At 72.0% G+C, this 22,131-nt stretch carries 18 protein-coding genes and 2 pseudogenes; 12 read left to right on the top strand and 8 right to left on the bottom strand.

Annotation, left to right across the window (positions count from 1 at the left end):
- Nucleotides 1-53: 53 nt before the first annotated feature.
- The 3 genes from ACLQ23_RS08990 (at nt 54) to ACLQ23_RS09000 (ending at nt 2,137) form a co-directional block, all read left to right on the top strand.
- Complete coding sequence (locus tag ACLQ23_RS08990) at nt 54-932, top strand: alpha/beta fold hydrolase (protein ID WP_355595470.1); 879 nt, start codon at nt 54-56, stop codon at nt 930-932.
- Between the two features lie 363 nt (nt 933-1,295).
- Nucleotides 1,296-1,745 carry a hypothetical protein gene (locus ACLQ23_RS08995; RefSeq protein WP_355595472.1) on the top strand — a complete coding sequence of 150 codons (450 nt, stop codon included), beginning with the start codon at nt 1,296-1,298 and terminating at the stop codon, nt 1,743-1,745.
- A complete protein-coding gene (locus ACLQ23_RS09000) occupies nt 1,742-2,137 on the top strand; it encodes a hypothetical protein (RefSeq protein WP_355595474.1) in 396 nt (131 codons plus the stop codon). Before ACLQ23_RS08995 ends, ACLQ23_RS09000 begins: the two co-directional genes overlap by 4 nt.
- Nucleotides 2,138-2,285: 148 nt before the next feature.
- Here the strand turns inward: ACLQ23_RS09000 and ACLQ23_RS09005 are convergent, their stop codons facing one another.
- Both ACLQ23_RS09005 and ACLQ23_RS09010 read right to left on the bottom strand, forming a co-directional pair.
- Nucleotides 2,286-2,732, bottom strand: a complete 447-nt coding sequence (locus ACLQ23_RS09005) for a low temperature requirement protein A (RefSeq protein ID WP_355595476.1) — start codon at nt 2,730-2,732, stop codon at nt 2,286-2,288.
- 77 nt (nt 2,733-2,809) lie between these two features.
- Nucleotides 2,810-3,571 carry a TetR/AcrR family transcriptional regulator gene (locus ACLQ23_RS09010; protein WP_355595478.1) on the bottom strand — a complete coding sequence of 254 codons (762 nt, stop codon included), beginning with the start codon at nt 3,569-3,571 and terminating at the stop codon, nt 2,810-2,812.
- A gap of 134 nt (nt 3,572-3,705) precedes the next feature.
- On the opposite strand from ACLQ23_RS09010, the gene ACLQ23_RS09015 reads away from it, so the two are divergent.
- The 3 genes from ACLQ23_RS09015 (at nt 3,706) to ACLQ23_RS09025 (ending at nt 6,829) form a co-directional block, all read left to right on the top strand.
- Nucleotides 3,706-5,019: a sensor histidine kinase gene (locus tag ACLQ23_RS09015; protein WP_355595480.1), complete on the top strand. Its 1,314-nt coding sequence runs from the start codon at nt 3,706-3,708 to the stop codon at nt 5,017-5,019.
- Nucleotides 5,007-5,672, top strand: coding sequence for a response regulator transcription factor (locus tag ACLQ23_RS09020; RefSeq protein ID WP_355595482.1), 666 nt, complete (start codon nt 5,007-5,009; stop codon nt 5,670-5,672). The genes ACLQ23_RS09015 and ACLQ23_RS09020 overlap by 13 nt, the downstream gene beginning before the upstream one ends.
- 95 nt (nt 5,673-5,767) lie before the next feature.
- Nucleotides 5,768-6,829, top strand: a complete 1,062-nt coding sequence (locus ACLQ23_RS09025) for a Gfo/Idh/MocA family oxidoreductase (RefSeq protein ID WP_355595484.1) — start codon at nt 5,768-5,770, stop codon at nt 6,827-6,829.
- 115 nt (nt 6,830-6,944) lie between these two features.
- Here the strand turns inward: ACLQ23_RS09025 and ACLQ23_RS09030 are convergent, their stop codons facing one another.
- Together ACLQ23_RS09030 and ACLQ23_RS09035 are read right to left on the bottom strand one after the other, a co-directional pair.
- Entirely contained in the window at nt 6,945-7,166 is a 222-nt protein-coding gene (locus ACLQ23_RS09030; protein WP_030335934.1) for a hypothetical protein, read from the bottom strand.
- Between the two features lie 123 nt (nt 7,167-7,289).
- Nucleotides 7,290-8,384, bottom strand: a complete 1,095-nt coding sequence (locus ACLQ23_RS09035) for a PIN domain-containing protein (protein ID WP_355595486.1) — start codon at nt 8,382-8,384, stop codon at nt 7,290-7,292.
- Between the two features lie 227 nt (nt 8,385-8,611).
- Between ACLQ23_RS09035 and ACLQ23_RS09040 the strand changes: the two are divergent.
- Nucleotides 8,612-10,632: pseudogene (locus ACLQ23_RS09040) on the top strand (glycosyl hydrolase family 28-related protein).
- Between the two features lie 52 nt (nt 10,633-10,684).
- Here the strand turns inward: ACLQ23_RS09040 and ACLQ23_RS09045 are convergent.
- The 4 genes from ACLQ23_RS09045 to ACLQ23_RS09060 form a co-directional block, all read right to left on the bottom strand.
- A complete protein-coding gene (locus ACLQ23_RS09045; protein WP_355595489.1) occupies nt 10,685-11,323 on the bottom strand; it encodes a CG0192-related protein in 639 nt (212 codons plus the stop codon).
- A gap of 14 nt (nt 11,324-11,337) precedes the next feature.
- Nucleotides 11,338-12,423, bottom strand: coding sequence for an SRPBCC domain-containing protein (locus ACLQ23_RS09050; RefSeq protein ID WP_355595491.1), 1,086 nt, complete (start codon nt 12,421-12,423; stop codon nt 11,338-11,340).
- A 63-nt stretch (nt 12,424-12,486) separates the two neighbouring features.
- Nucleotides 12,487-13,536, bottom strand: a complete 1,050-nt coding sequence (locus ACLQ23_RS09055; protein WP_355595493.1) for a nitronate monooxygenase — start codon at nt 13,534-13,536, stop codon at nt 12,487-12,489.
- Between the two features lie 32 nt (nt 13,537-13,568).
- The gene (locus tag ACLQ23_RS09060; RefSeq protein ID WP_355595495.1) at nt 13,569-14,678 is read right to left on the bottom strand and encodes a hypothetical protein; all 1,110 of its coding nucleotides are present in this window, start codon (nt 14,676-14,678) and stop codon (nt 13,569-13,571) included.
- A gap of 326 nt (nt 14,679-15,004) precedes the next feature.
- Between ACLQ23_RS09060 and ACLQ23_RS09065 the strand changes: the two genes are divergently transcribed.
- From ACLQ23_RS09065 to ACLQ23_RS09085, 5 genes and pseudogenes are all read left to right on the top strand, one after another.
- The gene (locus tag ACLQ23_RS09065) at nt 15,005-15,472 is read left to right on the top strand and encodes a hypothetical protein (protein WP_355595530.1); all 468 of its coding nucleotides are present in this window, start codon (nt 15,005-15,007) and stop codon (nt 15,470-15,472) included.
- A complete protein-coding gene (locus ACLQ23_RS09070; protein ID WP_355595497.1) occupies nt 15,472-16,863 on the top strand; it encodes a hypothetical protein in 1,392 nt (463 codons plus the stop codon). The genes ACLQ23_RS09065 and ACLQ23_RS09070 overlap by 1 nt, the downstream gene beginning before the upstream one ends.
- On the top strand, nt 16,860-18,290 hold the full coding sequence (locus ACLQ23_RS09075) for a VWA domain-containing protein (protein WP_425735475.1): 1,431 nt from the start codon (nt 16,860-16,862) through the stop codon (nt 18,288-18,290). The genes ACLQ23_RS09070 and ACLQ23_RS09075 overlap by 4 nt, the downstream gene beginning before the upstream one ends.
- Before the next feature lie 15 nt (nt 18,291-18,305).
- On the top strand, nt 18,306-19,418 hold the full coding sequence (locus tag ACLQ23_RS09080; RefSeq protein ID WP_355595498.1) for an ATP-binding protein: 1,113 nt from the start codon (nt 18,306-18,308) through the stop codon (nt 19,416-19,418).
- Nucleotides 19,415-22,111, top strand: a pseudogene (locus ACLQ23_RS09085) (DUF5682 family protein); the annotation flags it as partial. The gene ACLQ23_RS09080 and the pseudogene ACLQ23_RS09085, both read left to right, overlap by 4 nt.
- Nucleotides 22,112-22,131 lie beyond the last annotated feature (20 nt).

The following is a 22,131-nucleotide window of genomic DNA, read 5'->3' on the forward strand; positions in this document are numbered from 1 at the left end:
CGACGGCGACGGGCACCCGCCCCCGCCGACCCCGCTCATCAGGAAGGTTCCCCGTGGACCCGAGGATCAACGGTTTCGACTACCGCCGCGTCACCGTCGCCGACGGTGTGACGCTCAGCGCCGCCGTGGGCGGCTCCGGGCCGGCGATCGTGCTGCTGCACGGTTTCCCGCAGACCCACCTCATGTGGCGGCACGTCGCGGCCGACCTGGCCGCCGATCACACAGTCATCTGCCCCGACCTGCGCGGGTACGGCGACAGCGACAAGCCCGTGGACACCGACGGCGACGCGTACGCCAAGCGCACCATGGCGGCGGACATCGTGGCGCTGGCCGGCGCGCTCGGTCACGACCGCTTCGCGCTTGCCGGTCACGATAGGGGTGCCCTTGTCGCGTTCCGGGCGGGCCTCGACCATCCGGCGGCGGTCAGCCGACTCGCCCTGCTCGACATCCTGCCCACCCTGGACATGTGGGACGTGCTGCACGGTGTCTCGGCGGCTGTCGCGTTCCACCTGTACCTGATGGCGCAGCCGCAGGGCCTGCCCGAGCAGCTGATCGGTGGCAGCCCGGACGCGTTCTTCGGCTACTTCCTGGACCTGTGGGCACGCGATCCGGAGGCGATTCCCGCCGACGTGCGGGCCGCGTACCTGCGTGCGTCCCGGGAGGCGGTTCCCTCGATCGTGGCCGACTATCGGGCGTCAGCCGCTGTCGACGTCGCCCACGACACCGCCGATCGGGCGGCTGGCAACCTGCTGCGGATGCCGGTGACGGTCCTCCAGCAGGACTGGGGGGCGGCGCTGGGCTACGACGCGGCGAAGGTGTGGCGGGCCTGGGCGCCGGACCTGGAGCACCAGACCGTCACCTGCGGGCATTTCATGGCCGAGGAGGCGCCGGCCGAGGTGGTCCGGGCGCTGCGCGCCCTGCTGGGGCGATAGATCGACAACCCCCATGACTCTCAGTTAAATTCCCGACACGTATAGTTATGACAGGGAGGGTGGCCGGTTCGCCGGCCCTCCCCCCGTCACGCTGCGCGCAGCCCGGCCGAAGCCCTTCTGCACCCCATCTGACCTGCGGATACACGACGTTACGCAGGTGGACGCGAACCGCCCGCCGGTGATACACAGGCAGATACCGGCCAGCCAACGACGGCGAGTCGCTCACCTCCTCGACCATCGACCGTCCACACGCACCGCCTGGACGAAGGCCGCCGACGGACCGCGCCGCGAACGCGCGACCAGCAGCACGGCACGTCCCCCGGCGGGCGGCGGGTGACCACGGTCCTCGACCAGGGAGTTGCCGTGGGAATTCTGCGAGTCCGGGCCAAGCACCAGCCGTTCGAGGTGGCCGCTCTGGTCACGACGTCCATCTGCGGTGTCCTGCTGATGGCGCTCGATGTCCGACCACCGTCTGTCCAACTGTCGATGCCCGAACCCATCCGGCTCGGCTGGGAGGTCTCCCTGATCGTCGTCGGGGTGGCCGGGCTGCTGGGCATCCTGTGGCCCGGTCGGCTCTCCACGAGCCTCGGCATCGAGTTCGCGTCCGTCCTGGTGCTCGGCACCATCACCGGCATGTACGCGGTGGCGCTGGTGGCGGTGTCGGGCCAGCAGGGTGTCGTCGCGGCGTCGCTGATCAGCGCGGTGCCTGCGGGGTCGTTCTGGCGGGCCGCCCAGATCGCCAACGACCTGCGCTGCCTGGCCTACGGCCACCAGTGCACGACCCACCGGCGGGTCGTGGGAGGTGTCACGTGATCTCAGCACCGACCCCCGAGGCGCCGGGCTGGGTACAGATACTGATCAGCCTGCTCGGCATCCTCGGCGGGACCACCGGCCTGGCCGCCATCGCCACAGTCGTGGTGCAGCGCGGCAAGTTCAAGGCCGACGCGGCCGACACCCTCACCGAGGCCGCCCTGACCCTCGTGCAGCCACTACAGTCGCGGATCACCGAGTTGGAAGGCCAGGCGATAAGCGCCAGATCGGAGCTGGGGCTGCTGCGCGAGCAGGTCAACCAGTTGCAGTTCGTCGTCCGGGTCCTCACCCGCACACTGGACCGGTGGCGGACGGCGATCCGTGCGCCCGACGCCACCCTGCGCAAGGTCCGTGCGGTCGTAGCGGAGTCCGACCGGCAGCCCGAAGACTCCTGAGCTGCCCCGGACTCTGGCGTGATCCGGCAGCTGGTGCCCGGTCGCTGGTCGACGCGGGGCGGCAGCCCGGCCGGCTAGCCAGGTGCCGCGTCGCTTCGGTCGACGGACTCCCGCCTCCACATTGCGGGCATCGCGTCGAGCAGGACGATCAGCAGCAGTATCCCGGCGACGATCGCGCTGCCGTCCGCACCTGCAAGGGGTGCCCGCGCAGGGCGGGGAGCAGCAACGCCGCCCTGCCCAGGTGGATGGCGACATAGGCGACGGCGAACACGAGCGCGTGCTCGTCGAACGCGGTGGGCACGGCGGCGGCCATCAGCAGGCCGCCGAACATCACCCAGAGAAGCAGGGCGACGATAAGCGGCGCACGCGGGTCGAACCAGTCGGCCGACCACGCGGTCACGAACCACACCCACCAGATCGCCGCCAGCAGCACCAGCACCTGGAAGCCGCCGAGGATGCTGAGGTCGTGCAGGAACGCCTGGGAGAGCCGGGTCAGCGCGAAGATGACTGTCAGGTCGAAGAAGAGCTCCAGGAACGACGTACGGCGGGGGTTCTCCCGCCGTTGCAACAGCCGTCCCGGAAGCCCACTCGTCATTCGCCGTCCCCCCGGGCCCGCAGCCGCAGTCGCCGCCCCAGTCGTACCACCCGCGCCGAGGCGCCCGGGTCGATTCGCTAGCGGGACCGCTCGGCGACCACCACCGAGATCCCGTCGAGGACCCGTTGCAGGCCGAACTCGAAGGCGTACTCCGGGCCGTACGCGGCGCCGTGCTGCTGCCCGGCCGCCGTGCCGACCCGGGACGCGGTCGGGAACCTGTCGGCGGTCAGGAACGTCTCCAGCCACGGCGCGTGCGACTGCCACCACTGCCCGTCGGTCATGCCGGTGTCCCGCTCCAGGTCGAGCACCTCCGACGCGGCGCGGGCGGCGCTCTTGACGTGCCCGAGGACGAGGGTGAGGACCGCGTCCATCTCCACGTCGGTGAGACCGATGTCGGCGACCGCGCCGAGTTCGTGGTCGTACTTGGCGATCGTGTGCGGGCCGAGCACCGGCCGGGTCGTCTCGGCCCGCAGCATCCACGGGTGGCGCTTGTAGAGCGCGAGGTTGTCCCGGGCGATCCGCTCCAGCCGTGCCCGCCAGTCGCCGTCGCCGGCGGTGCGGGGCATCTCGCCGTACGCGGTGTCGATCATGACGTCGACGAGTTCGGTCTTGCCCGGCACGTACGTGTATACCGACATCGTGCCGACGCCGAGCGCCTCACCGACCCTGCGCATGGTCAGCGCGTCGAGGCCCTCGGTGTCGGCGATGTCGATCGCGGCGCGGACGATCCGGTCGACGCTGAGCCCTTGGCCGGCGCTGCGACTGGTCGGTTCCCGGGTGCGCCACAGGATGGCCAGGCTGCGGGCCGGGTCCGCGCTCGCCTTACGCTGACTCGCCATGGTCGGCAATCCTAACAACGCGGCCGTACGCCGTACGACGCCCGGCCGGCGCACGCGAGGGTAGGGCTGGGCATACCTCGGAAGGGGGTCTGGACGGCTGGGGCGCCGGGCCGTCGGCGAATAGCGTCTGCGGCATGACCCCGGACCACCCTCGTCACCTGGCCGAGGCGCTGCGCCGCCGCGACTGGCTGATCTCCGCCTGGCCGTGGCGGGCGCTTGCCTACCTGGTCAGCACCGTGCCGATCGCCGGCGTGCTCGCCATCGGGCTTCTCGTCATCGGCGCGCCACTGTTGGCCGCCGTCAACGCGCTCCGGCAGCACGGCCGACCCCCGGGCCTCCCCCTCATGCTGTTCCTGGCCGTCGGCAGCCTCACCCTGCTGGCGCTGGCGCCGATCGTGAGCTTCCCGGTCGCCGTCGTCGAACGCTGGCGCCTCGGCCTCGTGGACGGCCGCCCTCTGCCGGTGCCGCGGTGGACCGGCCTGGCCGCCCGCTACCGCAGCGCGGCCGGCTGGCGCGAGGTGGCGTACCTGTTCTGCCTCGGCGGTGTCGCGCCTGTCGCGTACTGGGTGTTCCTGCTGCTGGTGCTTCTCGACATCGGCTTGATCGCGAGCCCGTGGCTGGCGTTCGACAGCACGTCGGAGCCCGGCGACGCCGCGCAGGTAATCGTCGTCTGGGGCACCGTCGACACCGCGGGCGAGGCCATCCCGTACGCGATAGTGGGCGTGCTGCTCGTTCCGGTGCTCTGGTACGCGGCCGGGCTGCTCGCCGCCGGCCAGGCAGCGGTGGTGCGGTGGACGCTGGCCCGGCCGGTCGACGCGGCAGCGCTGCGCGAGGTCGCCCGGTCCCGGACCCGGCTGGTCGGCGCGTACGAGGCGGAACGGCGCCGGATCGAGCGCGACCTGCACGACGGCGCGCAACCCCGGCTGACAAGCCTCACGCTCCAGTTGGGCCTGGCCCGGCTGGACGTGGGAGAGGACTCCCCCGCCGCAGGGCCCCTCGCGGTCGCGCACGACCAGGCGCGGGGCCTGATGGTGATGCTCCGGCAGTTGGTGCACGGCATCCGGCCGCAGAGCCTCACCGACCTCGGCCTCGCCGGCGCCGTCCGGGAGCTTGCCGACGCGGCTCCCGTCGCGGTCACCGTCTCCGCCGACCTGGACGGGGAGTTGCCGGAGATCGTCGAGACCACCGCGTTCTTCGTGGTGTCCGAGGCGCTCGGCAACGTGGTCCGGCACGCCGGGGCGACCCGCGCGCAGGTCCGCCTGAGTCGGGCCGGCGGCGATCTCGTCGTGGAGGTGTCCGACGACGGACGCGGCGGCGCCGACCCGTCGCGGGGCACCGGCCTGACCGGTCTCGCCGATCGGGTCGCCGCCGCCGATGGGCGACTGCTGCTGGCCAGCCCACCCGGCGGGCCTACCCTGGTCCGGGTGGAGCTGCCATGGCCCCGGTGACCCGTGTCGTGCTTGCCGAGGACGAGGTGCTGTTGCGGGAGGGCCTGGTCGCGCTGCTGACCCGCTTCGACTTCACTGTGTGCGCCGCCGTCGGCTCCGCGCCCGAGTTGTTGGACGCGGCCCGTACGCACCAGCCGGATCTGGTGCTTACCGACATCCGGATGCCACCGGACCGGCGCGACGACGGGCTGCGGGCGGCCGTCGCGCTGCGCGCCGAGCGGCCCCGGCTCCCGGTGGTGGTCCTGAGCCAGTACGTGCAGACCGGGTACGCGGCGGCGCTGCTGGACAGCGGCGACGGCCAGCGGGTGGGCTACCTGCTCAAGGACCGGGTGTCCGAGGTCACCGAGTTCGTCGACACGCTGCGCCGGGTCACCGCTGGCGGCACCGCCATCGACCCGGACGTGGTGCGGCAACTGCTGCACCGCCCGCGCGACCCGCTGCGTGCCCTCTCCGTCCGGGAACGCGAGGTGCTGGCGCTGCTGGCCGAGGGCCGGTCCAACGCCTCGATCGCGGCCCGGCTGCATGTCACCGAGGCTGCGGTCGGTAAGCACGTCGGCAACATCCTGCTGAAGCTCGACCTGCCGCCCAGTGACGACACCAACCGCCGGGTGCTGGCCGTTCTCACCTATCTGCGCGCCGACCCGGCCGGCTGACCAGCACCGGGTCTAGATCAGCCCGGCTGCGCCGAGGCGTAGATTCGACAGGCGGTGCCGCCGCCATCCGGGCGCGGGCCGGGGAGGAGCACGGCATGTCGGAGGCGTTGCGGGTCGGTCTGCTGGGGTACGGGCTGGCGGGTCGGGTGTTCCACGCGCCGCTGATAGCCGCGACGCCAGGGCTGCGACTCGACGCCATCGTGACCCGCGATCCGCAGCGGCGCGAGCAGGCCGCACAGCACCATCCGGACGCCCGGCTGGTCGACGACGCCGACGCGCTGTGGCGTACACCCGAGGCTCTGGACCTGGTGGTGGTGGCGACGCCGAACCGGCAGCACGTGCCGATGGCCCGGGCGGCGCTGGCCGCTGGCCTGCCGACCGTCGTGGACAAGCCGCTCGCACCGACCTCCGCCGAGAGCCGCGCGCTTGTCGACGAGGCAGCCGAGCGCGGGGTGCCGCTGACGGTGTTCCAGAACCGGCGCTGGGACGGTGACTTCCTGACCGCCCGGCAACTGGTGGAGCGGGGCGAGCTGGGGCGGGTGCTGCGCTTCGAGTCCCGGTTCGAGCGGTTCCGGCCGACGATCAAGCCGGGCTGGCGGGAGCTCGCGGGCCCCGAGGAGGCTGGCGGCGCCCTCTTCGACCTGGGCGCGCACCTCGTGGACCAGGCGGTGCAGCTGTTCGGCCCTGTCGAGCGCGTCTACGCGGAGGTGGACCGTCGCCGTGCGGGCGCGGCTGTCGACGACGACGCCTTCGTGGCGCTGACGCACGCCAACGGGGTGCACTCGCACCTGTGGATGGGTGCGGTGACCGCCCAGCTCGGGCCCCGGCTGCGGGTGCTGGGTGACCGGGCCGGCTACACCACGTACGGCCTCGACGTGCAGGAGGCGGCTTTGCACGAGGGCGGCCGACCGGACCAGCCGGGCTGGGGCGAGGTCCCGCCGGAGCGGTACGGCCTGCTGGGCGTCGACGGAGATCTGCGCCCGGTGCCGACCGAGCCGGGGGCGTACCAGAGCTTCTACGCGCAGGTGACCACGGCGTTGCGCGAGGGTACGCCGATGCCTGTGGACCCGCGGGATTCGGTGGCCACCGTCGAGCTGATCGAGCTTGCGCACCGGTCAGCGGCCGAAGGCGTAGTGCTACCGGTCCCGATCGCCTGACGGGTTGCCGAGCTTGGCCGGTGGGGGTGCCGGCGGGTTGACGTGGACACCGGGCCGGCCGGTGAGCGCGCCGGGCGGGAGCCCAGGAGCGTTGCCGGCCCGGCCCGGTGCCGGATCAGCGCTGCTTCAGCTCGCGCCAGGATGGGTGGGTGCCGCGCCAGGCGTCGGCCAGGATGGCCGCCGAGGCCCGGCTGGGGCACTGCTGCACCCGCTCACGACCCGACGCCCCACCGATCTGGGCGCGGACCTCCCAACCCTGCCCATCAGTACGGATGTACACGTCCCGGCGCCCGCGCGGGGTCGTGTCTCCGTTCCACCAATGCTCCTCGACCTTCATTCGCCGACCGTATAGCAATTTTTGCGCGGAGGGTACGGCGCAGGAACGCACGGACCTGGGCAAGAGCCGCAATTCAGGCGCAAATCGAGACCAGTGTTAACGGTTAGCAACCTTCGACGGCCGTCAACCCTGCGCCGTGAGCAGGTAGTCGTCCGCCTCCGCGCTCCACCGCAGATCGACTGCGCCACCGGTCGCGGCCGCCTTGCAGAACTGGAGGAAGCTGCGGTACCCCAGCTTCTTCTCGCTGAAGTCCGGACGGGCCCGACGCAGCTGGTTCTTCAGACCGGACAGCGCCACGGGATTGCCGGCGCTGCCGAGGTCGCCCACCACCGAACGGAGCAGACCGAAGGCCACCTCCCGGTCGCCGTGCTCGGGCAGCGAGACCTCGGGGTCACCCTTGGCGGGCCCCTCGGCCAGGTCGACCACGTTGTGCCCGGCGAGGTGGCGCAGCAGTTCCCCGAAGGTACGGAAGCCGTAGTCGGACTCGCTGAAGGTCGGGTCCTTGCGCAGCAGGGTCCGCTTGAGCCGGGAGGCTGTCACCTCGCCGCTGGCGCTGCCCTGCAACCCGGCCACCGTCTGGGCCACCAGCACAGCCAGGGCGTCGACGTCCCGGCCGGGCTCCTCCCCCGCCGGCCGACCCTCGGGCTCCTGCTCCCGTTCCTCCTGCTCCGGCTCGGGCGGTCGCTGACCCGGGCCCGACTGTCGGGCCGGGCGACCCCGCCGGCTGGCGGTCGGCGGGATGTCCACGCCCTCCAGCCGGTCGTAGTAGAGGAACTCGTCGCAAGCCGGAGGGAGCAGCGCCGACGTCGACCCCTCGACCCCGACACCGATGACCTTCTTGTTCAGCTCGCGGAGCTTGTGCACGAGCGGGGTGAAGTCGCTGTCACCGCTACAGATGACGAACGTGGAGATGTAGTCGCGTTCGAAGGCCAACTCGATCGCGTCCACCGCCATCTTGATGTCTGCCGCGTTCTTGCGGGAGGCGCCCATGCGCTGCGGGATCTCGATCAGCTCCACGTGGGACCGGGTGAGCATCCGGCGGTCCTCGTCGAAGAACGACCAGTCGGCGTACGCCCGGCGCACCACCACCCGTCCCCGCTCGGCAAGCGCGTCGGCGATCGGCCGGAAGTCGAAGGCCGCGCCGCCACGATGGTCGCGGGCGCCCAGCGCGAGGTTCTCGTAGTCCAGGAAAAGGGCGATCCGGTCTTCTTGCTCCACGCGGCACAGCGTACGCCGCGCAGAGGCGGCCGGAGCAGAACCGCCACCCAACGCGACAGTCCATTTCTTACCAGCATGTTGTCGCTTTTTTTCGTTTACGGATAGGCATCTTGCAGCACAGTGGTCGGTACTGGCACGATGACGATCAATGTCGGGCGTAGGGGGAGCGCCGGGCGGACCTCCCCACCACCATCCACGAAGGAGTGGCACCGATGTTCCGGAACTCGATGCGGGCGCGGGGTCGCCCAGGCCGCCCGACCATCACCACCGTCAGCCTCGCGACCGCCATCACAGTGCTGGCGGCCGGCGGGTCCACTGCCGCCGTCGCCGGTCCGCCGGCACCCGCCGCGACGCCTGTGGTCACCCGAGCCGGCCTCGACCCGGCGCTTGTCGCCGGGCGGGGCGCCGACGTGGACTTCGTCGAACAGGAGGCGGAGAACGCCCGCACCAACGGCACTGTCATCGGCCCCGACCGGTCCGCCTACACGCTGCCCGCGGAGGCGTCCGGCCGCCGGGCGGTCGGCTCACTCCCGGCCAGTACGTCGAGTTCGTCCTGCCCAGGGCGGCCAACGGCATCACAGTGCGGTACAGCATCCCGGACGCGCCGACCGGAGGCGGGATCACAGCACCCCTGCGCGTCTCGGCGAACGGCAAACACGTGCGCGACATGACGCTGACGTCGCAGTACTCCTGGCTGTACAACCAGTACCCGTTCTCCAACGACCCCCGGGCCGGGCTGCTGCACCCGGACTGGTGGATCACCGAGTGCCAGTGCGTGCCGTCGGCCACCACCCCGTACCCGAGCATCAGCACGCCGTTCCGGCCCGCCCACTTCTACGACGAGCAGCGACTCCTGCTCGGGCGCACCTACCGGGCCGGTGACACGATCCGGCTCACCGCGCCGAGCGGCAGCGCCGCCGCCTGGACCGTCATCGACCTGCTCGACTCCGAACTGGTCGCGCCGCCCCGCGTCCGGCTGCTCGCCGCCAACGTGCTGGCCTTCGGCGCCGACCCCACCGGCCGGCGGGACTCCGCCGACGCCCTCGACCGGGCCATCGCGTTCGCCAGGCGTACCCACCTGACCGTGTACCTCCCGCCGGGCACCTACCAGGTCAACAGGCACATCGTCGTCGACGACGTCACAATCGAGGGCGCGGGCAACTGGCACACCATCATCAAGGGCCGCGAGGTGGCCCTGTCGCCGCCCGCACCGGACGGCTCTGTGCACACAGGCGTCGGGTTCTACGGCCGCGACGCCGCCGACGGTGGCAGCCGCAACGTCCACCTCTCCGGCTTCGCCATCGAGGGCGACGTACGGGAACGCATCGACACCGACCAGGTGAACGCCATCGGTGGCGCGATGAGCGACTCCACAATCGACGGGCTCTACCTGCACCACACGAAGGTGGGCATCTGGTTCGACGGGCCGATGCGCAACGTACGCGTCACCAACAACATCATCGTCGACCAGATCGCCGATGCGCTCAACTTCCACACCGGCGTGACCGACTCGCTCGTCGCGCACAACTTCGTCCGCAACACCGGCGACGACGGCCTGGCGATGTGGTCGGAGAAGACAGCCAACGCGCGGAACACGTTCGACCACAACACCGTGCAGTCCCCCACGCTCGCCAACGGCATCGCCATCTACGGCGGCACCGACACCACCGTGTCGCACAACCTCGTCGCCGACCCGGTCCGCGAGGGCAGCGCCCTCCACGTCGGCGCCCGCTTCGGCGCGGAGCCGTTCACCGGGCACCTGCGGATCACCGACAACACCACTGTCCGCGCCGGCACGTACGAGCTGAACTGGAACATCGGGCTGGGCGCCATCTGGATCTTCGCCCTGGACCGGAGCATCGACGCGCGCATCGAGGTCACCGGTGACGCGTACCTCGACAACACGTACAACGCGATCATGCTGGTGAGCGACTGGCCGGTGAAGGACCTCTACTCGATAAACGACGTACGGTTCCGCGACATCCGGGTCGACGGCACCGGCACGTCAGTGGTCAGCGCCCGCTCGGCGGGGTCGGCGTCGTTCGCCAACGTGGACGCCCGCAACGTCGGCGCGGTAGGCGTCAACAACTGCGGGTCGTTCCACTTCACAGCGGCCGGGTCGGAGTTCACCCTCACCGACCTGGGCGGCAACGACGGCGGCTGGCTCGCCCCGTGGCTGCTGCCCAACACCATCACCTGCGACGACCGGCCGCCGGTCTCGCCACCACCGCCTCCGTCGCGATGGTGAACGCGGTGGGCGGCCCGGAAGTCGGGCCGCCCACCGCACGGCTTGTCAGGCGTCAGAGCGTCCGGGCGTACGCCAGCGGCACCGTCGTCGCCTGCCCGGCCCAACTGCCGCTCAGGGTGGCGCCGGCCGCGCCCGCAGCCCCGTCCTCAGCGGGTCGCCGGACGACGACAAGCTCGACGGAGTCGGTGACGATGATCGTGCTGTCCCCGTCGACCACCCGACGGATGCCGCCGACCGGGCGCACGCTGTTGTCCCCGGCGCCGCTGGCGACCACCGTCATCGTCGGCTCGCGCACCTCGCGCCGGCCGTCGACCTCGAAATACTGCTCGGCCTGGCCGGTGCCGGCCAGGATGGCGTGGGCCAGGGCCGCAGCGTAGACCGGGTCGCCGCAGCCGTCGTACACCCAGCGCTGGCCGAGCGCCGAGTGCTCGACGGTGCCCACCAGCCAATCGTCTGCGCCGTCGACGGGCGCGGCGCGGTACGTCAGCGGCACCTGGTGCACAGGCCCGCCGGAGGCGCCGACAAGCATCGTCTCGATGCCGACCTCGCCAGCCGGATCGTCGAAGCGGTAGGCGCCCGAGCTCACCGCGTTGACCCCGGCCGGCCCCTGGTACCACTGTCGGCCCGGCAGCCAGGTCGCCAGCAGGTCCAGCTTCGAGGGGCGCAGCGTCGCCCGGTGCAGCAGTGCCATGTGCAGAGCCTAGGTCAGAGGCCCGCGCACGGGTTGCCGTCCACCGTGCAGCCCACCGGTTCCCTGGCCTTGGGTCGGCCGTCGCGGACGTCGAAACGGATCGTCCGCGAACCGCCCGCCGGCACGGCCGGCCCGCTGAAGGTGATCGCCCTGTCGTTCTGCCGCCATTCGGCGCCCTCGACGTCGTCGACGCTGCTGCCCTCGGCGAGGGTCACCACCACGGACCACTGCTCGGCCGGTGCTCGGCCCGGATTGTTCACCACCACCTCACCCGTGTAGCCGAACAACCGGCTGGAGTCGGTGTCGTAGCGGGCCGTCAGCGGCGGCGGTGGCGCGGCCGAAGGCGTACGCGAGGGTTTCGCCGTCGGGGTGCGGCTCGGGCTGGTGGTGGGCGACGCGGCGGTCCGGGACGGGCGCGCCGACGATGTCGCCCTCGGTGGTGCGGTGGACGTGGCGGTCGCGGCGCTCGGCTCCGACGTCGCGGTCGGCGATGACGAGACCGGCGCGGCGGCCTGCTTCGACCCGCCCGGCAGCGTCATCCAGGCCACCAACCCCGCCACGAGAACGACACCGACCAGGGCGGTGACCACCGTCCGACGGCGGCGGCGTGCCCGCGCTGCGCCGACCCCGCCGATCAACGGCAGTTCGGCGGTCATCCCGGCCTCGCCGCGACGCAGGTCGACCTGCTGGAACGCGAGCCAGTCCAGGATGGCCGGCAGGCGCACCGTCAACGCCTGGCGGAGTTGCTGCTCACGCGGCCCGTGCTGCTCCGCCGACCAGGAGCCGTGGGTGGGGACCTCGCGAACGCTCAGCCGGCAGCCCTGGGTGGTGGGGGTGACAACGCAGGTCAGCTCGGTGAGCCGACCTGCCTCGTCGCAGCGCAGCTCCAGCAGCTCCGGCACCTGACGTTCGATCACCTCGACCTCGACGTTGGCATCGAAGCCGGGCAGTCCGGCAGTGTGCAGCAACAGCCGGTCCGGCACTCCCTCGACCATGTCGGCCTCGGCGAACCAGCGGCCGATCAGCTCCCGATCGGTCAATGCGAGCCAGACCCGGTCGGGCGGGTGGGACAGGTCGACGTGCGCGTCGATCTCGATCACGGCGAGACTCTAACGGGTTGCCCACCGACGCGTCGGGCCCCTCCCGCCTGCTCGACGGGTCGTTCAACCCCAGCGCGTCGACAGTTGCGCCGCCGTCGCCAGCGCGGCCCGGGCACCGGCGCTGATCTCGGCGACAAGCTGCGCCGCCGGCACGTCCCGGGCCAGCGGGTGGGCCTGACCGGCCCACAGGTTGACCACCGAGGCGTCCTCGTCGCGCCGGGCCGCGGCGAGCAGCGGGCGGGTCAGGTGCAGCACCTGCGGGTAGCCGGCCGGCGCTGCCGCGTCGTGCGCACGCAGGAAGGCGTTCACCACACCCCGGGCCCGCTTGCCGGTGTACGCCCGAGTCAACGCGGTGGGTGCGGCGCTTGCCACCGCCGCGCGGTGCAGCGGCGAACTGCCCGCCTCCGGGCAGCGCAGGAACGCCGTGCCGAGTTGCGCGGCGGCGGCACCGGCGGCCAGCGCCGCCGCCAGAGCGGGGCCGTCGGCGATGCCACCGGCGGCAACAAGTGGCCTGTCGCAAACGGCGGCGGCCAGCCGCAGCAGCGGCAGCAACGCGTAGTCGTCGTCATCCGGCACGCCGCCGCGATGCCCACCGGCCTCGGTGCCCTGCACCACGACGGCGTCCACACCCAGCTCGGCGGCGGCCGTGGCGGCGTCGGGGCGGGTGACAGTTGCCCACACCTCGGTACCCCGCTCGCGTAGGGCCGCCACGGCTGCCCGGTCGGGCAGCCCGAAGACGAAGGACACCACCGGGACCGGGTCCGCGAGCAGAGCCGCCAACTTCTCCGGGTACGCGTCGTCGCCGCCCACCGGATCGCCCAGGCTCACCCCGAACCGGTCGGCCTGCGGGGCGAGCCGCCGCGCGTACCCCCGGATTGCGGACTCGTCGACGGCGTCGTCACCGGGCAGGAAGACGTTGACCCCGAACGGCCGCTCGGTACGTGCGCGGACCTCGGCGATGTCGGCGACAAGCCGTCCGGTGTCGATCATTCCGGCGGCCAGGAAGCCCAACCCGCCGGCGGCGGAGACGGCCGACACGAGGGCTGGCGTGGACGGGCCACCGGCCATCGGAGCCGCGACGATCGGCTGGCGCAGGGCGGAGAGCACTGACATCCACCCATCCTGCCGCACCGATCCGCTGGTCGTCAGCGTCGGAGGGTGTGCCGCCGCCACAGCACCGCGCCCACCGCGAGGAGCGCCAGCAGCGTCCCTCCGCCGGCCATCAGCGGCCAGAGCTGCCCCACGTCGAGGCCGCTCGCCTGCGCCGCCGGGCTGCCCGGCGTGGATGGCGGTGCCGCGGCGGCGGACTCCGCGGGTTGGGCCGTCGGGGTCGGCGTGCTGCTGGCGGGGTACCGCAGGATCGTCGGACGGGTGCCCGGCGGCTGGCTTGCGGTCTCGGAGACGGTGAGCAGGGACCGGCCGTCGCGGCTGTAGGTGATCGACTCGCCCTGTGGCTCGTCGGGCAGCGCGACGATCCGGGGGGTGCCTGTGGTCAGCGCGGCGACCACGTCGCCGTTGGACACGTCGTACTCGAAGGCGTCGGCGTAGCTGCGCAGCGCCACCCGCTGGCCGTCCGGGGCGCTCGCCCCGCCGGTGATCACGTTGCGCCCGACGAACGAGTACGGGTTGCTTGTGGTGGTGGACGGCAGGGACACCTGGCCGACCAACGCCAGCGGTGTGGTGCCGTCCGGCTTCAACGCGGTGGTCGGCGCGTACAGGTAGACGGTGCCGCTGCCGCCCTTGGTGATGACCAGCGGCCGGCCGTCCCCGTCGAGCAGCATCGCCTCCGCGTCGTGCGGGCGGTCCGGGTACGTCATCCGGTACAACACCGGTTGATCGGCGCCCGGAGCGAGCCGCCACAGCCCGATCGTCTCCCGGGTGCGGTCGTTGTCACCGATGTCGGCGACCCAGATGGTGCCGTCCCGACCGATCGCCAGGTCCTCGGTGTCCCGGGGCCGGGTGGGGTAGCTGACCGTCCGCTGCACCGCGCATCGTTCGTCGAGGAAGAAGATCCGTCGGCGGGCCTCGTTCTCGGCGCCGTCGTTCACCACCACGTACCCGTCGTCGGTGGCGACCATCCCGGAGATCTCGGTGAGCCTGTCGTCGCGGATCTGGCACACCGACGCGCCGGTCGCCGCGCCAGCCGCACCCGGCGTCAGCAGCACCGCCGGTGGGACCACGCCGGTGAGCAGAGCCGCCAGCACCGCCCCAATGCGGGCACGCCGCCCCCAGCTCAACCACCCGCGTACCCGCATCGCCCGCCCTCCTCGTCGCAGCCGTGATCCGACCACCTGCCCATCCTTGCTGATCACGACCACCTGCGACGGCCATCGGGGCGCACGCCACACCCCATGTCGACGTACTGTCGCTCCGCCCGGTCGCGGATTCGGGGCGCCACGCACCGCCCCTGGTGGGCCGTCCCAGATGACGGCGCGCCGCCGTTTCGTCGTACCCGTAGTCCATGATCGTGTCGTCGCAACGCCGCCGGGCATCGGCGGGCGTGCGCATCATCCTGAGTTTGTCGATGGCGGGAGGGCGGGACGTGACGGACGCCGACGGAGCCGGCTTGCGGCGGCGCAGCGTGCTGGCGGTGGTGCCGCCCGCGCGGCCCCGCAAGCTGGCGAAGGTGCCCTTCGTCGAGCTGGCCGACGGGCGGTTGCAGGGCGTCGTCTCCAGCGGGTCGGACATCGAGCGGGTCTACGTCTCGTCGATCTCCGCCGGCACCCACGCCTACCAGTGCAGCACCAACAACAACCGACCCTGCGGCGGCCTGCGCGGCGCACCGTGCAAGCACCTGCACGCGCTCACCGACGAGGCGCTCCTCCAGTACGGCGCCGACCGGGTCGCCCGCTACCTGCGGGTCGACATCGGCGACGGGGTGGCCGGCGGCGCGGACCTGCTGGCCCGACTCGACGGCCAGCCCGAGCCGGCCTCGGCGGCGATGGTGTTCAGTCGCTTCCTGCGTCACCTGTCGTACCTGGAGCTGCCGGGCAGCACGAGCGCGCTTCCCGAGCTCCAGTGGTTCCCGGGCACCGGGGCGACCCGCTGATGCGCGGCACGCACCTCGCGCAGCTCCGCGAGGTTCCGGTCGGGTTGGCCGACACGCTCGACGTGGTCGCCGGCTTCGACGACGCCCTCACCAACGGCTTCGGCCGGGTCGGCGAGCGGGACGGGGCAGCACTGGCCGCGTTCGCCCACGCGTTCGTCGGCACGCCGCTGGCCGACCCGGTCGCCGCCGCTGTCGCCGCGATCACCGCCGGGTCGGTCAGGCCGGAGCACCTCGGCGCGCTCGCCGGGGCACGCTCGGCGCTGCTCGGCGCGGCACACGACGCACTGCTGACGCAGTTCGACACTGCGGCGACCCGGGCACGGTCACCATGGACGGCTCCGACGGTCCAAGCCGCCGAGGCGTTGCCCGCCCTCGCGGGTGCGCGGGCGTGGTGGCACGAGGTGGCGGTCGCCGGCTGGCGCGGTGTCGACCACGAACTGCTGTCCTCTGCCGCCTCGACCGTCGAGGCCGCCCTTGCCGTGCCGGCGCTCCGTCGGCTCGCGGTGCTGCTCGACGGCCTGGCCGCCGAGCTGCGGGCCTGCGTGCCGATCGCCACGATGGCGGAGGTGCCGGCACAGCGCTGGGCCGATCTCTGGGCCCGGGGCGTGCTCCTCACCGAGGGCACCCAGGTCACCGACGAGGCACCACGGGTCTCCGGGCGACTGCTGCCGCTCGGCGTGGACCTGCACGTCCACGACACGGCAGTGCAGGTGCAACTGCACGCCGTTCTGGAGCCGACTGACGGCGGGCAGCCTCTGCTGGTCCGCACGGCGGTCGCCGCCGCGAAGGTGGCCACAATCGTCGGTCCGGCAGTCTGGCGGTTGCTGTCGACGCATCCGACGCTGCTCACGGCGCTGGCCGAGCAGCGGGCACTGACAGTCACCGAGCTGCCGCTGCACGGCGGCGACCTGGGCTGGGCCGACGAACGGGTCCGACTCGACGAGCCTGCGGACCCGTTCGCCACTGCCCGGGTGCTGCTGCCCGCGGCCGTCGCGGCGGCGACCGCCCCACTGGACAGACACCCGACAGCCATCGGCGAGCCCGTCCTCATCGAGGGCACCCCGCTCCGCGACGAGGACGGGACGCTCGCCGTCGAGGTGGACGGCGAACGGGTCGTCCTGGCCGTCGACCGGTTACCGGCCGCCGGTCCCCTCACGGCAGAGCTGGTGGCCGCCTCGTCCGCCTGCCTGGGCCTGCTGCGCTGGGACGACTGCCGGTGGCAGCTCCAACCATTGGCGGTACGCGCCACTGTCAAGCGGCGGACGGTGCAGGCGCACAACGGCGACTGGGCGTGCGGCGTCACCGATCCGAAGATCGCCAAGGAGGAGGCCAGGGCAGGCGATGCCGTGGCCGTGTTGCGCGAACGCGCGGGACGGTTGCTGCGCCGATGACCGAGCCCACCACCACCGCCGCGTCCGCCGACGCCAACCGCCGCCAGGTCCTCTACTGGAGGCTGCTGTCACGCCTCTTCGACCGCGACGAGCAACCCAACCTGGAGTCGGCAAGCGTCGCACTTGTCGACGATCTCGGGCTGCCCGCCGCCCTGCTGGACCCGGCGGTCTCGGTGGACACCATCGTGCAGCGCTTCCCGGCGCTCGCGGCCGAGCTGCGCGGGCTGCTCACCTCCGACGAGGAGTCCGCCGCCGGCAGCTCTGCTGCCGACGCCCCTGGTGCCGGTCCTGGTGCCAGTCCTGGTGCCGGTCCTGGTGCCGACAGCTCTGCCGACGACGGCCCAGTTGCCGGCGCGATCTACCGGCCGGGCGAGGCCGAGGTGCGCCGGGCCGCGCTCGTGTCGAAGGTACTGCTCAACGTGTTCGCCACCGGCTCCGGTCCGGTAAGCGCCACCCAGCTGGCCCGCTGGCAGTCCGACGCCGGCTGGTTCGAGCAGGCCCTCGGAAGCGAGCCCGGCGACCTGCGCCGCGAAGGCAGTGGGCTGGGTGCCACCCTCGCGGGGCTGGAGGGTGACCTGGTCCGGCGGATGCACCTGCGGGAGGTGCTCGCCGACCCGGCGCTGGCCAAGGCGTTGACACCGAGCATGTCACTGATCGAGCAGTTGCTGCGGGACAAGGCCAACCTCTCCGGGGTGGCGCTGGCCAACGCCAAGGCGTTGATCCGGCGTTTCGTCGACGAGGTCGCCGAGGTGCTGCGTACGCAGGTGCAGCAGACCAGCGTGGGCGAACTGGACCGGTCGGTGCCGCCCAAGCGGGTGTTCCGCAACCTTGACCTCGACCGGACCATCTGGCAGAACCTGACCAACTGGAGCCCGGAGGACGAGCGGCTCTACGTCGACCGGCTCTACTACCGGCAGACCGCCCGGCGTACGACGCCGGCCCGGCTCATCGTCGTCGTCGACCAGTCCGGCTCCATGGTCGACTCGATGGTCAACTGCACGATCCTCGCGTCGATCTTCGCCGGGTTGCCGAAGGTCGACGTGCACCTGGTCGCGTACGACACCCGGGCACTTGACCTCACGCCGTGGGTGCACGACCCGTTCGAGGTGTTGCTGCGTACCCAGTTGGGCGGCGGCACCGACGGCACGGCAGCGCTGGCGCTGGCCCGGCCGAAGATCGCCGAGCCGAAGAACACAGTGCTGGTGTGGATCTCCGACTTCTACGAGGTCAACAACCAGGCGGTCTTCGACGGTCTACAGGCCGTCCACCGCTCCGGTGCACGGGTCATCCCGGTCGGCTCGGTAAGCAGTTCCGGGCAGCAGAGCGTCAACCCCTGGTTCCGGCAACGCCTCAAGGACCAGGGCACCCCGGTCATCTCCGGGCACATCCGCAAACTCGTCGTCGAGCTGAAGAACTTCCTCACCTAGGAGACCAACCCCCTCATGTCCGAGATGCTGCGCGCCCCCGCCGAGGTCACGTACGCCGACGAGCTGGATTTCCTCGAGTCGGTCGACACCGGCCCGAAGCCGTTCTCCTGGCGGCTGAGCCCACGCATGGTCCGTCTGTTCATCCTTGGCTCGGAGCGGGCCGACGGCCTGTCCCGGGAGATCCCGCAAAAGTGGTTCGGCGACCGCAGCTTCGTCGAACGGGCCATCGTCACACTGGCCTCGGATCGCGGCCTGCTGCTGATCGGTGACCCCGGCACCGGCAAGAGCTGGTTGGCCGAGTTGCTGGCCGCCGCGATCTGCCGCAACTCGACACTTGTCGTGCAGGGCACCGCCGGCACCACGGAGGACCACATCAAATACTCGTGGAACGTCTCCATGGTGATCGCCAAGGGACAGTCCCGGGACTCGATGATCCCGTCGCCGATCATGACGGCGATGGAGCAGGGTGTGGTCGGCCGCTTCGAGGAGCTGACCCGTTCCACAAGCGACGTGCAGGACGCGTTGATCTCGATCCTGTCCGAGAAGTACGTGGCCATCCCCGAGTTGGACCACGACAACATCGTCTTCGCCCAGCCCGGCTTCTCGATCATCGCGACCGCGAACAGCCGCGACAGAGGTGTCAACGACCTCTCCTCCGCGCTCAAGCGGCGGTTCAACTTCGTCCGGATCCCAGTGGTGACGAACAAGCGCAGCGAGGCCGAGATCGTCCGCTTCCGCACCGAGGAGCTGCTGCGCCGGCACCGCATCGAGCTGGACGTGCCGCCCACACTGCTCGACATCCTGCTGCAGAGCTTCGCCGACCTGCGGGCCGGTGCCGCCGCCGCGACAAGCGACGACGAAAAGCTGGAGTCGGCGCTGTCCACCGCCGAGCAGATCGGCGTACTGGAGGACGCCATCCTGCACAGCCAGTTCTTCGGCGACCGTACGCTGCGGGCTGCCACGATCGCCGGCTCCCTGGTCGGCTCGCTGGCCCGGCGCAGCCCGGAGGACCTGGCGATCCTCAACAAGTACCTGCACGGCGTGGTGGAGCCGCGCGCGCGTAAGGACGCCGACGGGTGGGCGGGCTTCCTCGACGGCGGTCGCCAGGCGATCGCGTCCCTGTCGTGACCGCACCGACCGTCGCCGGCACGTTCGGCGCGCTGCGCGAGCAGCTCACCGACGCGGCATCCGCGTTCGCGGGCTCCCCCGACGCGCTCGGTGCGATCCTCGCGGGCATCGTCGACGACGTCGACCGCGCCCTCGGCGAGCGGTTGGAGATCTTCCCGGTCTGCCACCACTCACCGGCGTCCGCGCTTGCCATGGTGCGCCGACTGCGGGCCAAGCAACCCCGGGTGATCTACCTGGAGCTGTGCGAGGATCTCCAGCCACTGCTCGGCGAGCTGCGCAACTGCCGTCTGCCGGTGGCGGTGCAGGCATTCGCGTCGGAGCTGTCCGGTTTCCCCGCAGACTGGGGGCCGCTAAGTGTGGTCGCGCCCGTCACGGAGGCGTCGGCGGAATACCAGGCCATCGCGTACGCGCTGGAGACCCCGGGCGTGGAGCTGGTGCTTGTGGACCGCTCCACCGACCACGTCTTCCAGTGGTCGCCGCGCCCGGATCCGACCGCCGAGGGCGGCGACACCGTGCCGGCCGCGCAGACCGGCGAAGAGTCCGGGTTGCACGGCGACGCCGTCGGGGTGGAGATCGGTGACCTGCGGCCCCGATTCGCGGAGCTGGAGGCGTACCTGCTGCACCACGGCAAGGTGCGGCACTGGTCGGAGTGGTGGGACCAGTACGTCGAAGGCCCGCTGGCCGACGCCGACTACGACACCTACCGACAGGTGATGGTGCTGATCGGCAGCCTGTTCCGGCGGCTGCGCCCGACCGGCACGGACCGGCTGGACCGTGACGAGGACCGCGAGCGGTACATGTGGACGCGGATGCGCCAGCACCTGGCCGCCTCCGGCGTCGATCCCTCCGAGTGTCTCTACGTCTGCGGCGCCTTCCACGCCGCAAGCCGGGTCGAGCAGTTCGGGCTGGACTCCGTCGCCGCCGATTTCACCATCACCCCGCGCACCGACACCCGCTGGCGGTACGGGCTGATCCCGTCCAGTCACTCCGCTATCGAGGCGCAGTTCGGCCTGGCGCCCGGCTCGGTGTCGATCGCCGCAGCGACGTGGACGAAGGCGGTGAGCCGTCACCGGCTGTCCCCGTACCGGCTGGAGGGTCAACGCACCACGGCGACCCGGGGCCGGCGGGGCCGCGCCCCGGCGGCGCCCTCCCCCGTCGACGGTCCGGTCAGCGACGTACTCACCGGTTTTCTCTCCGCCCCGCCGGCCCTGGACGGCCTCGACGAGGCGGAGCTGCGCGGCTGGTGCGTCGACATCGTCCGGCTGGCCCGCCGCAACGGGTACCTGGCCAGCACCGCCGACGCGATAGCCGTCTTCGAGACCTCGGTCCTGCTTGCCGGTCTGCGCAATCGGGCCCGACCCACCCCGTACGACTTCGCCGACGCGGCGGTCACCTGCATCGAGAAGGACGTGGTACCCGGCCGTCGCGACGTGCGGCGGCTCTGCGAGATCCTGTTGGGCGGCGACCGGGTCGGTCAGGTCGGCTACGACGCCCTCCCGCCCCTGGCCCGCGACGTCCTCGACAGGCTCCAGCCGCTCGGCCTGGCACTGGAGAAACGGTCCGTCCAACGGGCTCTGCTGGACCTGGCCGGTCACCCGGAGCTGGCCCCCTGCTCGGACCTGCTGTGGATCCTTCGGCACCTGCTACCGCCGGCCGCGGTACGCCCGATCATGGGTGAGCGCCGGCTCGGGCACCGTTCGATCCAGGAGAGCTGGGACCTGGCACTCGGCCACCACCAGCGCGCGCTCATCGAGCTGGGCTACGAAGGTGTGACAGTCGAGCAGGTCCTGGAGCAGCGGCTGCGCCGGGCGGTACGCGGCCCCGACGCCACCGCCTCAGGTGCGCTCGCCGCCGTGGAGGACGCCATCCGGCTGCTCGGCAGCCCCCGCCTGGTCGACGAGTTGGGCGCGCGGGCGGTGGACCTGCTCGCCGCCGAGCGCACCGTCGACGGCGCCCCGGACGTGCTGCGGCGTATCCGTCGACTGTTGGCTCACTACCGGGCCACCACGGCGAGCCTGCCGGCCTGGTGCGAGGCGTTCGTCACCACCGGGTACGCGCACTACTGCACCCTGCTGCCGACCGCCGTGACAGCGGAGGAGACGGAGGTCCGGCAGGTCGCCGCGATGCTCGGCTTCCTGTTCTCCATGGAGGGCCTGGCCCTGTCACTGGGCTGTGATCGGCACCAGTTGGAGTTGGCGGTCGCACAGTCACATCCGACGGCTCCGGCGAAGGTCGCCCTGCTCTGGGCGGGTCAGCACCAGCTCGGCCAGCTGCCGCTCGCCGAGCTGCGGGTCCGGTGCGCCGAGCTGCTGGCCAATCCGCTGGTGGTCCCCGCCTTCCCGCAGTACCTTGCCGGGCTCGTGCACGCGCTGGAGCCGGTGCCCGGGTTGGCGCCGTTCGTCGTCGAGACGATGTCCACCGCCTTCGCCCAACTGCCCGACCCGGTGCTGCTGCCCTGGCTGCCCACCCTCATCACCACACTGCGGGACCAGGGGCCGGAACTGGTCCCGTTGCTGGTCCGCGAGGCGGGGCGCATCTTCCCGGGGGCGCTGCCGGAGCTGGATGCCTGGGTGCCGCCGTGGCTGGCGCCTCCGACCCCCACGGGCGCGGTCGCCGCTGCCGCGCCACAGCCTCTGGTAGGCGCCCTGCTGGCCGCCCATCCCGAGACCGCCGAGGCCGTGAGCGCGCTCCTGGCACAGCGTGGGCGTGGGCG

Origin of the sequence: Micromonospora sp. DT41, from assembly GCF_049841715.1 — a bacterium.
Taxonomy (GTDB): domain Bacteria; phylum Actinomycetota; class Actinomycetes; order Mycobacteriales; family Micromonosporaceae; genus Micromonospora; species Micromonospora profundi.